The following is a 9263-nucleotide window of genomic DNA, read 5'->3' on the forward strand; positions in this document are numbered from 1 at the left end:
GTCGGTTGCCGGTGGCCGGGCATCGGCGTGTCGAGACATTCGGAGTGTTCACCAATACGGAAGGGGGGATAAAAAGTCTCGTGGGGCGAAGGCCGGTGTTCCGTAGCAGAAAATCATAAGCATAGTCGATGAAAGAACCACACATGGACTTCACGCTCACTGCTGAGCAGAAGCAAATCAGAGACATGGTCGCGGAGTTCGTCGACGAGGAGGTCAAACCTCGGGCGGCCGAAATCGACGAAACCGACGAATTCCCCGCCGACCTGGTCGAAGAGATGGGCCAACTCGGTCTGATGGGGATGCCCTTCCCGGAGGAGTACGGCGGCGCAGGCCTCGATTACCACTCGTACGCTATCGGACTCGAAGAGATTTCGCGAGGGTCCGGTGGCCTCGGGACCATCGTCGCCGCGCACACGAGCCTCGCGGGCAACATGCTCTACGAGTTCGGGAACGAAGACCAGAAACAGACCTACCTCACGCCAGTCAACGAGGGGACGGACATCGGTGCGTTCGCACTCTCGGAACCCGGCGCAGGCAGCGACGTGCCTGCCATGGAGACGACGGCGGTCAAAGACGGCGACGAGTACGTCGTCAACGGTGGCAAACTCTGGATTTCGAACGGGTCGGTCGCCGACACGGTCATCCTGTTCGCGAAGACTGACCCCGACGCGGGGAACAAAGGCATCTCCTCGTTCGTCGTCCGCCCCGAGGAGGACGACGGGTTCATCGTCGAAGGCACGGAGCACAAACTCGGCGACAAGGGGTGTCCGACCGCCGAACTCCGCTTCGACGACATGCGCATCCCCAAAGACCGACTCCTCGGCGACGAGGGCGACGGGTTCATCCACGCACTGAAGACGCTCAACGGAGGGCGCATCACCATCGCGGCGCGCTCTGTCGGTATCGCGCGCGCCGCCCTCGACGACGCCGTGAAGTACGCCGGCGAACGCGAGCAGTTCGACCAGCCAATCGGCGACTTCCAGGCCATCAAGCACAAACTCGCCGATATGGACACGAAGGTTCAGGCCGCGAAACTCCTCATGCACAAGGCCGCAGACCTGAAGATGCGCGACGAGACGTTCATCAAGGAGGCTGCACAGGCCAAACTCTACGCCTCCGAAATCTCCCGTGAAGTCGCCAACGAAGGCATCCAGATTCACGGCGGTTACGGCTACACCAAAGACTTCGCTGCCGAGCGCTACTACCGCGACGCGAAACTCAACGAGATATACGAGGGGACGAGCGAGATTCTCCGCAACACCATCGGCGACTGGGTACAGAAGTAACAGTCGTCAGTCGACGATTCGCTCGTCTGCGTCGGCCGTTCCCCGCTCACTCTTTTCGATGCGTTCTGTGAGCCACGTGTAGTACGACTCGACCTGTCTCGCACCAGCGTCGGTGAGTCCGTACACGTCGTGTATCCCCCGTACTCGTCGCTCGAGGTGGCCCGCATCCACGAGTGCGTCGAGCGTCGCGTAGAACGACTGTGGGTCGAGTCGGATGTCGTAGTAGTTCTCCAGTCGCGTCTTCAACTTCTGTCCCCGGAGTTCGCCTGCGTCGTAGAGGATGGCGCAGAGGTCACGCCGACGGCCGCTCTGGAACCACATACCTCCACCTCGACGGAGAGACTCACGTCACTTTCGTTCCACGGTTGTCACTCACCGCTTCGTCCCTCGTGAGAACCGGTACATTAGACACACCCCAGTCCTAAGCGGCGGTTATGACCGAACAGGAGGCGTCCGCCAACGGCATCACCGCACGGTACTACGTCACCGACACCGAACGCGTCCTCGAATTCGACCGGGAGGGTCGAACCGCCGCCGTGGCACAGAATCTCAGTGGCTACGCGATGCTCAAAGTTCGACCGACCGTCGACGGCGACGAGTTAGAACGCTACTACGGATTCGACATGGCACTCGACCACGCCGCAGAACTCCTCGGCGTCTCACCGACTGACCTTCCGGTTCCGGAGGACGCGGCGGACATGGGGATGTGAATCGACGGGTTATCCCCAGTAGAACCGCGGCCCCAAGAACAGATAGCCGAGCGCCAAGAACAGCAACCCGAACGCGAACCCTTCTCCGAGCGACCCAGAGAGAACGATAGCGAGAGCCTGCACCACGCCCATCACGAGAGCGTCCTGTGCGTGTAAATCGGGGTACGTCACGTCGGAGAGCATCAGTCCGGCCATGATAGCCGAAAGCGCGACGAGGAGCATCGGGTCGACGAACCCCACGAGGACGCCGGCCGAGAGGATAGTCGCGGCGAGCGTCGTCGGGACGCCAACCGTCTCGTCACTTCCGCTGTCGTAGGCGGTGTAGAGGGCCAACCGAATCACGGCGGCGGCGACGAACAGTGCCGCGATGGCGACACCGAGGACGACTCGCAGTCGGTCGAAGGCCCACATCTCCCGGACGACGGTGACGACGAGAAGCGCCGGTGCGACACCGAACGACGCCACGTCGGCGAGTGAGTCGAGGTACGGTCCGGCTTCTGTCCCACCGTAGCGGCGGGCGACGACCCCATCCAGTCCGTCGGCTATCGCGGCGAGGAGAATCGCCTTGGCGGCGAGGCGAACGTCGATTGCGGTCAGCACCGCAGCGACGAACCCGAGTGCCGCGTTGCCGGCGGTGACCACGTCCGCGAGGCCTAACCGGCCGACGAATCGGGGTCTCATACCGTTGCGATTGCGTACCTCCCCTTTGCCTCTTACGTTCCGTTCGTCCCGTCGGGCCAGTCGGGGTCGCACCCGCAGACGGTTCGGCGAGTGAACCATGCGACATTTATCCGTCGCGTCCCGAGACTCGGCTATGCGAGACGATGGGTCCTCAGACGGTCGCCAGACACGACGTGCGTTTCTCGCCGCCGCGGGGACGGCCGTAACTGCCAGCCTCGCCGGGTGTGCAACGTCGCTGGCGTCCGACGGGGAGTTCGACGTCGGGATGACTGCCGTCGCGTTCGACCCGCCGGTCGTCACCGTCGACGTCGGCGACGAAGTCGTGTGGCGGAACACGAGTTCGCGTGGCCACACCGTCACGGCCTACGAGAGCGTCTTGCCCGAGGGCGCTGAGTTCTTCGCCAGTGGTGAGTTCGAGGACGAACAGACGGCCCGCAAGGCGTACTCGAACTCCCTCGGTGGCCTCATCGACAGCGGTGAGACGTACTCGTACACGTTCGACGTGCCCGGCGAGTACGAATATCTCTGCATCCCGCACGAACAGGCAGGGATGGTCGGGACGGTTGTAGTCGAAGAGTAATCGAGCCCCCGTGTTCTGACCGAGTGCTGCCGCTCACAGACAGCCGGTGAAAAATCGAAGTTGAAGTCAGACCGCCAGTCTGGCGGACTTACTCGTCGTCTTCGTCGACGTCGACGGCGACGTCTTCTTGGTCGACGCTGACTGCGGCCTCTTCTTCGGCCTCGATCTCCTCGGGACGGGCCTCGAGAGAGAACTTCTTGACTTCGACGCGGCGGAGCGGGTAAATCTGCTTCGCCTCGCCGTAGATAGCCGACGAGAGACGACCTTCGGTGATGCTGTTGGTCAGGTCGTCGTAGGTTCGCTCGGTGATGGCCTCGCGGGTGAGGTCGATCATGATGCGGCGAATCTCGTGTTCCTGACTGCGGTCTGCCTTCTTCGTGGTGAAGGCGACAGGCTGGACCTGAACACGGAAGTCGTCCTTCGTCACAGCCGTGACGTTGGCTTCGACCTTCGACGCGCCGCGGCGGACGAGACTACGGAGGTAGTCTCGGGTGAGTTCCTGCTGGATGAACTCGGTGTAGGCCGCGTCGCTGCCGACGTCGTTCACTTTGAAGGTGAGTTTGACGTTGTTCGCGCCCTGGTCGTCGTTGAGTTCGCCGAGGGTCGCTTCGACCGTACGGCCGTAGACCTTCTCGGGTTCGTCGGCGAAGGTTTCGCCGAGTTCCTGGCGGTCAAAATTCTCGGGAGCGATGACGGTGTACCATCGCTTTCCGCGCTTCTGCTTAGAGACGGATCGTTCACTCATGGTTAGTGGTTGTGTGCGTTCGTGTTGCTGCGATGACGGTCTGTGCGACCGTCACGTTGACGACGTAATCATCGACCGTAGACTGGAGTCCACCGGTCGAATCGCGTTCGATTGTCGTGACGAGTTCGTCCCCATCGATAGTCGTGTGCATCGAGTCCGTGTTGTCCGGGCCGAGTGCCGCAGCGACGAGTTCTGGGTCGTCGTGTGTGGTCCGCAGGGTCGCCCGCCGAGTCATCGGCGCACCTCCCTGACGGCCGTGACGACCGATTTTGGCTCGACCGACGGGTCGAACCGCATCGTCGCTTCCGTGGGTGACCCAGTCGCCGACGCGTCGCCCAGTTCGGTCGCTGCCGCGGCGAGTTGCTCGTCGAGGCCGGCGGAGCCGGTCGAAACGAGTGCCGCAGCACCGGTCCCAACCGCGAGGACGGTCGGTTCCGGCGACCGAAAGTCGCGGGCGAGGCGTGCGACTGTCGCGAGTCGCCCCGGAGACGAGAGGTCACACGAGAGCGCATAGAGGCTCTCGTAGCGCCCCGTCGTCGCTGCTCGGAGCGCCGCGTGCGTCGCTTGCGCGTGTTCGCGCCACGCATCGAGTGCTGCGTCACGTGCGTCGTGACCCAGCGCCAGTGCGACGGCGAGACCGGGCGTCTCCCGAACGGTCGCATCGAGGACGTCGGCAAAGCCACCGACGGTCGCGAACGGCCCGTTCGGGGTCTCGTCCGGTTGCAAGAGACGCTCGACAGCGGTTGCCGCGCGCGGTGTCGCCTCACCGCCCGTCGCATCGAGTGCGACGAGGGAGGCGACGCGTCTGTGCGCGTCTGCGCCGAGTTCGGCCGGGAGCGCGAGTTCGGCGAGTTCCGCCTGTGTGCGCTCTGTGTCGGCCGAAAACGGTGCGTGGACGAGCGTCGAGTGTGCGAGTCCGTCGGCGAGGTCGCCCGTCGGGACGGCCACACCGGGTCGGGACTCGACACCTGCGTCGGTCGCTGCGTCTGTGAGTGCGGTGTCGTCCGCCGGCGACACACCGGCGGCGTGGAAGCCTGCCAGTGCGACCACCGGGTCGGGGTCGACACCGAGTTCGCGGACGACGGCGACTGCGTCACGCGGGTCGAGTTCGAGGTCGGCATCGGCGTCCGACATCCCGACGACGGCCGCAACGTCGTCGTGTGCGGCAGTGTCGGGGGTGTCGGTCGCCCGGATACGGAAGGGGACGTCGAGTGTCTCGAGTGCCCGCCCGACGACGCCCGCCGCGGCGACGGCAGCACCGCTGGTGTGGACGCGGAGGCGAACGAACGTCGCCTCGCGAAGCACTGCGGCGGCCTCGGCGGCGGGTGTCTGTTCGGCGGGACTCGGAGACATCTACTTACTTCTCGAGGAGTTCGACGGCGACGTCGTAGTTGTACGTGAAGTCGTCGTCGAGTTTGTCGCCGCGGTAGTACGAGACGAGGCGGCGAATCTTCGACTCCGTGTTCTGGAGCGCGCGACGGTTGGACTTGTCCTGCTGGTTCTCCTCCATGTGCTCGCGGAGGCGAACTGCGCGTTCCATCAGGTTACGGAGGTCCTCCGGAAGGTCCGGGGACGCGTCGTTCTCTTCGAGGATGGTGGTGACTTTCTTGCCGGTGGCGAGTTTGACGTCCGGAACCGGGACGCCCTTGACGCCTTCGTCGCGCAGGGACAGGCCAATCTGGCTGGGGTCGTTGCCCTGTTCGGCAAGTTCGACGACGCGTGCTTCGATGTCTTCTGCGTCGACGTCACTCCACTCCGGTGCTTCGTCTGCCACGGGCTTGTCCGAACCGGACGAGCCACGGCGGCGGGTGTGCATTCGTGCCATTGTTGCGGGTTGGAACCGCACTGACCGCAGAAACGAGTGCCCGCAGTCGCACTGGCGACTGCTGGGGCACTACCGCAATCCCAAGCCCACTCATGTGGGCACGTCAGATTTGCGGCCGTGCTGGATTCCCGTTGGATTCTCCACGCGCGCCGGGTTAAACCGTTTCGACTCGCGCCGACCTCGAATCGAAGGGCTTCTAAACGGGTGGCGGCTACGAGGTGGTGAGGGCTCGTAGATCAGGGGTAGATCACTCCCTTGGCATGGGAGAGGCCCCGGGTTCAAATCCCGGCGAGTCCACTATTCTCCGCGACACCACCCAACGAGCGGTGACTCCGTCAGGAGTCCTGCGAGTACACCTCGGTGTCGCGTGAAATCGTGCCTGTTCGAGACGGGATTTGAATCAGGGAGCGAGAGGTGAGCGAGCGTCGCGAGCGAACGGGAGCGACTGAGGTTCAAATCCTGTGAACTTCGTTCACAACCTTCGCAAACCTGCGGTTTGCTCAGTCCCGGCGAGTCCACTCACTTCCTTCCGTCGCTTCGCTCCGTCAGTCGTTCGTGAACTCGCCGACGTCACGTTCGCTCCGCTCACGTGACTCCCGGCGAGTCCATCAATTTCTGTCACCACTACCCTCTGAGGCGTGCCTCCGTCAGGAGGTCGCCGAGCCACTTGTGTGGTGACTGTATTGATGTCTGTTCGAGGCGGGATTTGAGCAGCGAGCAAATCTCTGATTTGCGAGTGAGTTCAAATCCCGTGAACTTCGTTCACGACCTTCGCAAACCTGCGGTTTGCTCAGTCCCGGCGAGTCCATCAACTTCTGTCGATACCACCGGCGAGTCCATCTCTGACCGAAGTGAAGAAAACCGATGTAGGCTGGGTCGGCGGCGACACTATATCCATCTACGTTGATATATCTCTCATGAGTGGTTCGAGGAAACGCCGGACGTGGAGACTAGTCGACCCGGAGACGAAGAGTCGTGTCGGACGGCGCCTCCAATCTGCCGCGCTCGTTCTCGCCTCGTTGAACGTCGTCGCCGTCGTGCTCCAGAGCATCGACCGTCTCTACGATGCGGTCCCACTGTTGTTCGACGGGTTCGCAGTCGTCTCTGTCGCTCTCTTCACACTCCTCTTCGTCGTCCGAATCTGGGCGGCAGCAACATCGAGAGTCTATCGGGGTTCTGACGGGCGGTTTCGACTGGTTCGCCAACCCTTCGTCCTCCTCGATTTGGTCGTCATCGTCGTGTTCTGGCCGTCGTTTTTCCTGTACCCAGAGACGTTAGGTGGGGTCCGCGTTCTGTGGCTGGCACGAATGTTCGACATCCCGCGCCTCGATAAATCCCGAACGCGGTTCAAACGGGTTCTCGCCGCTCAACGCGAGGACCTCGGCATCGCCTTCATCGGTGCCGGAACACTCGTTCTCGTCTCTTCGACACTCATGTTCTTCGCGGAAAACGGCGCTCAGCCAGAGGCCTTCAGTTCGATTCCCGACGCACTCTGGTGGGGCGTCGTGACGCTCACCACCGTCGGGTACGGTGACGTGGTTCCGGTGACGCCGTTGGGTCGCCTGCTGGGTGCGATTACGACCTTCGGTGGAATCGCGTTCTTCGCACTCCCGTCGAGTATCTTGGCGGCAGGATTCTTCGCCGAGCGAGAACAGGAGCACGGCGCCGAATCTCCGCAGGACGAGACGAAAACAAGACCAACTGGACCGAGCGACGACGCGTCTCAGAATCGGTGCCCACACTGCGGAGAGTCGCTCGACTCCGCTGGTCCGACGAATCAGTGAGAATCGAGGAGACGGAGATTCGAACGTCGGCGAATTACGCGTCGTCGTCGGATACTCCGATGTCTTCGGCAGCGAGGTCAGTCACGTGACGGACGATTTCGGGGTCTACCTGTGCGATATCCTCGCCGTCGTGTAATTGGTCGTTGTGTTTCTGAATCGTGTCAGGCACGTCCGACAGGGGAATCCGCGACGTCGTCTCACACGCTTCGCACACGATTGGGACGAGTGGTGCGTCGTCGTCATCACTGGGCATAGACTACTGGTTTTCGGACGGACGGAAAAACAGAATCGGTTCGCTGCTCAGTCGTCTGCTTCCTCACCGCTGGACGTCCCTTCGGTCTTCCCAGCGAGTGCGTCGCGGGCGTTGGAGAGGCGACTGCGCGTCTCTTCGAGGTGTTCTCGAGTCTCGTCTGTCGCCTGGTCGATGAGGCCATCGAGGTCCGCTATCATCTTGTCGATGTCCCCACGGAGGGAGTCCGTCGTCTGCCTCGTCTCGTCTTTCGCGTCGTCGACGAGACGAGAGACACGTTCGGATGCGTCGTTCACCCCCTCGCTCACGTCCTCTTGTGCCTCGTTGAGGGCTCGCTTCATGCTCTCACTCGCTTTCGTCAGTTCGTCTCGGACTCGGGCCATACCCGATATATCGACACCGCGATGGAAATGATTTGTCAAACATTCTTTGAATTTGACTGATCGAGAATGAAGATAGACGCGATTCTTCGAAAACACTAGTATTCTCTGAAACTCTCGAATTCTGCACTTCTCAGAGAATTAGATAGATATGTACGAGCTGACAACGCGGATATTCTCCACCAACAATAGCTATCGTGTTTGTTGACGTATAGGTATTCATGGTGATTCCAGTGGGGGACGCTCGACGGATACGCAATGTCTTCGCGGTGGCTATTCTCGCACTCCTCGTAGCGACTGCGGGGTGTGCCGGTGTCGGTGAGGGTGTGGGAGACGGCACTAACGAGACGACCGAAGAGCAAGTGACCGAACCACCGGTCGAGACGACTGCGGAGCCAACAGAAGCGCCGACAGACGAGCCGACAGAGGCACCTCCTGAGACAGACGAACCAACAGACGCGCCGCCGGCGACGGACGCCCCTGACGAGGGTGGTGACGGCGACACTGGCAGCGAGGAATCGAACGACCAGACCTTGCTCCTGTTAGGTGCACTCGCGGTGTTCGCCGTCGGGTTCGTCGCTGCGGGCATCCTTCGTGGACGGAACAAATCCGACTCGACCACCCAGACGCCACCTGCGGCAGCGTCGTCAGCGGACTCACGCTCCGACGCAGAGCGCGTCATCTCGCTCCTGCACGAGAACAACGGTCGGATGTTCGAGGACGTGATGCAAGAGGCCCTCGACTGGTCGCCGGCACACGCCCGCCGCGTGCTCGACGGCCTCGTTGCGACGGGAGATGTCGAGCGGCGAGAGACTGATGGCGGCACACTCGTCGTCTTCACCGACCCGAACCGGACGACCGAGGAGGAGTGATCCGGGCGTCGGAGCTAGGTTCGTGCCACGCGATAGCCCCACAGCGGTCCGACGATTCGAAGCCCTTATTTATTCGACCGGGGAATGAACGGATGCGTTCGAGGGCTCGTAGATCAGGGGTAGATCACTCCCTTGGCATGGGAGAGGCCC

At 62.3% G+C, this 9263-nt stretch carries 13 protein-coding genes and 1 tRNA gene; 6 read left to right on the forward strand and 8 right to left on the reverse strand.

The window, feature by feature from the left end; translation table 11 throughout:
* The first annotated feature begins 143 nt into the window (after positions 1-143).
* Positions 144-1286, forward strand: a complete 1143-nt coding sequence (locus AUR66_RS17720; protein ID WP_058573481.1) for an acyl-CoA dehydrogenase — start codon at positions 144-146, stop codon at positions 1284-1286.
* Between the two features lie 6 nt (positions 1287-1292).
* Here the strand turns inward: AUR66_RS17720 and AUR66_RS17725 are convergent, their stop codons facing one another.
* On the reverse strand, positions 1293-1607 hold the full coding sequence (locus AUR66_RS17725) for a helix-turn-helix transcriptional regulator (protein ID WP_058573482.1): 315 nt from the start codon (positions 1605-1607) through the stop codon (positions 1293-1295).
* 113 nt (positions 1608-1720) lie between these two features.
* On the opposite strand from AUR66_RS17725, the gene AUR66_RS17730 reads away from it, so the two are divergent.
* Positions 1721-1996 carry a DUF7111 family protein gene (locus tag AUR66_RS17730; RefSeq protein ID WP_058573483.1) on the forward strand — a complete coding sequence of 92 codons (276 nt, stop codon included), beginning with the start codon at positions 1721-1723 and terminating at the stop codon, positions 1994-1996.
* Positions 1997-2005: 9 nt separating this feature from the next.
* On the opposite strand, the gene AUR66_RS17735 is transcribed toward AUR66_RS17730, so the two are convergent.
* Positions 2006-2677 carry a protein sorting system archaetidylserine synthase gene (locus AUR66_RS17735; RefSeq protein ID WP_058573484.1) on the reverse strand — a complete coding sequence of 224 codons (672 nt, stop codon included), beginning with the start codon at positions 2675-2677 and terminating at the stop codon, positions 2006-2008.
* A 133-nt stretch (positions 2678-2810) separates the two neighbouring features.
* Between AUR66_RS17735 and AUR66_RS17740 the strand changes: the two genes are divergently transcribed.
* Entirely contained in the window at positions 2811-3257 is a 447-nt protein-coding gene (locus tag AUR66_RS17740; protein WP_058573485.1) for a cupredoxin domain-containing protein, read from the forward strand.
* An 88-nt stretch (positions 3258-3345) separates the two neighbouring features.
* Here the strand turns inward: AUR66_RS17740 and AUR66_RS17745 are convergent, their stop codons facing one another.
* From AUR66_RS17745 to AUR66_RS17760, 4 genes are read right to left on the reverse strand one after another with little or no spacing between them, the layout of a single operon-like run.
* On the reverse strand, positions 3346-4002 hold the full coding sequence (locus AUR66_RS17745) for a 30S ribosomal protein S3ae (RefSeq protein WP_058573486.1): 657 nt from the start codon (positions 4000-4002) through the stop codon (positions 3346-3348).
* Entirely contained in the window at positions 3995-4237 is a 243-nt protein-coding gene (locus AUR66_RS17750; RefSeq protein ID WP_058573487.1) for a KEOPS complex subunit Pcc1, read from the reverse strand. Before AUR66_RS17750 ends, AUR66_RS17745 begins: the two co-directional genes overlap by 8 nt.
* Positions 4234-5355, reverse strand: coding sequence for a hypothetical protein (locus AUR66_RS17755; RefSeq protein ID WP_058573488.1), 1122 nt, complete (start codon positions 5353-5355; stop codon positions 4234-4236). Before AUR66_RS17755 ends, AUR66_RS17750 begins: the two co-directional genes overlap by 4 nt.
* A 4-nt stretch (positions 5356-5359) precedes the next feature.
* Positions 5360-5827 carry a 30S ribosomal protein S15 gene (locus AUR66_RS17760; protein WP_058573489.1) on the reverse strand — a complete coding sequence of 156 codons (468 nt, stop codon included), beginning with the start codon at positions 5825-5827 and terminating at the stop codon, positions 5360-5362.
* 225 nt (positions 5828-6052) lie between these two features.
* Between AUR66_RS17760 and AUR66_RS17765 the strand changes: the two genes are divergently transcribed.
* Both AUR66_RS17765 and AUR66_RS17770 read left to right on the forward strand, forming a co-directional pair.
* Positions 6053-6124, forward strand: a tRNA-Ala gene (locus AUR66_RS17765).
* A gap of 620 nt (positions 6125-6744) precedes the next feature.
* Entirely contained in the window at positions 6745-7611 is an 867-nt protein-coding gene (locus AUR66_RS17770; protein WP_058573490.1) for a potassium channel family protein, read from the forward strand.
* Between the two features lie 34 nt (positions 7612-7645).
* Here AUR66_RS17770 and AUR66_RS17775 read toward each other — a convergent pair whose 3' ends face one another.
* Together AUR66_RS17775 and AUR66_RS17780 are read right to left on the reverse strand one after the other, a co-directional pair.
* Positions 7646-7864: a hypothetical protein gene (locus tag AUR66_RS17775; RefSeq protein WP_058573491.1), complete on the reverse strand. Its 219-nt coding sequence runs from the start codon at positions 7862-7864 to the stop codon at positions 7646-7648.
* A 47-nt stretch (positions 7865-7911) separates the two neighbouring features.
* A complete protein-coding gene (locus tag AUR66_RS17780) occupies positions 7912-8244 on the reverse strand; it encodes a DUF7553 family protein (RefSeq protein ID WP_058573492.1) in 333 nt (110 codons plus the stop codon).
* A gap of 218 nt (positions 8245-8462) precedes the next feature.
* Between AUR66_RS17780 and AUR66_RS17785 the strand changes: the two genes are divergently transcribed.
* Positions 8463-9113: a helix-turn-helix transcriptional regulator gene (locus tag AUR66_RS17785; protein ID WP_157533217.1), complete on the forward strand. Its 651-nt coding sequence runs from the start codon at positions 8463-8465 to the stop codon at positions 9111-9113.
* The last annotated feature ends 150 nt before the right edge of the window (positions 9114-9263 follow it).

Origin of the sequence: Haloferax profundi (assembly GCF_001469865.1) — an archaeon.
Lineage (GTDB): Archaea > Halobacteriota > Halobacteria > Halobacteriales > Haloferacaceae > Haloferax > Haloferax profundi.

Excerpts from the sequence above, each read along its gene's own strand:
- AUR66_RS17780 (WP_058573492.1), bottom strand. The coding sequence starts at position 8,244 with ATGGCCCGAGTCCGAGACGAACTGACGAAAGCGAGTGAGAGCATGAAG.
- AUR66_RS17770 (WP_058573490.1), top strand. The coding sequence starts at position 6,745 with ATGAGTGGTTCGAGGAAACGCCGGACGTGGAGACTAGTCGACCCGGAG.
- AUR66_RS17775 (WP_058573491.1), bottom strand. The coding sequence starts at position 7,864 with ATGCCCAGTGATGACGACGACGCACCACTCGTCCCAATCGTGTGCGAA.
- AUR66_RS17725 (WP_058573482.1), bottom strand. The coding sequence starts at position 1,607 with ATGTGGTTCCAGAGCGGCCGTCGGCGTGACCTCTGCGCCATCCTCTAC.
- AUR66_RS17785 (WP_157533217.1), top strand. The coding sequence starts at position 8,463 with ATGGTGATTCCAGTGGGGGACGCTCGACGGATACGCAATGTCTTCGCG.
- AUR66_RS17760 (WP_058573489.1), bottom strand. The coding sequence starts at position 5,827 with ATGGCACGAATGCACACCCGCCGCCGTGGCTCGTCCGGTTCGGACAAG.
- AUR66_RS17745 (WP_058573486.1), bottom strand. The coding sequence starts at position 4,002 with ATGAGTGAACGATCCGTCTCTAAGCAGAAGCGCGGAAAGCGATGGTAC.
- AUR66_RS17740 (WP_058573485.1), top strand. The coding sequence starts at position 2,811 with ATGCGAGACGATGGGTCCTCAGACGGTCGCCAGACACGACGTGCGTTT.
- AUR66_RS17750 (WP_058573487.1), bottom strand. The coding sequence starts at position 4,237 with ATGACTCGGCGGGCGACCCTGCGGACCACACACGACGACCCAGAACTC.
- AUR66_RS17730 (WP_058573483.1), top strand. The coding sequence starts at position 1,721 with ATGACCGAACAGGAGGCGTCCGCCAACGGCATCACCGCACGGTACTAC.
- AUR66_RS17720 (WP_058573481.1), top strand. The coding sequence starts at position 144 with ATGGACTTCACGCTCACTGCTGAGCAGAAGCAAATCAGAGACATGGTC.
- AUR66_RS17735 (WP_058573484.1), bottom strand. The coding sequence starts at position 2,677 with ATGAGACCCCGATTCGTCGGCCGGTTAGGCCTCGCGGACGTGGTCACC.
- AUR66_RS17755 (WP_058573488.1), bottom strand. The coding sequence starts at position 5,355 with ATGTCTCCGAGTCCCGCCGAACAGACACCCGCCGCCGAGGCCGCCGCA.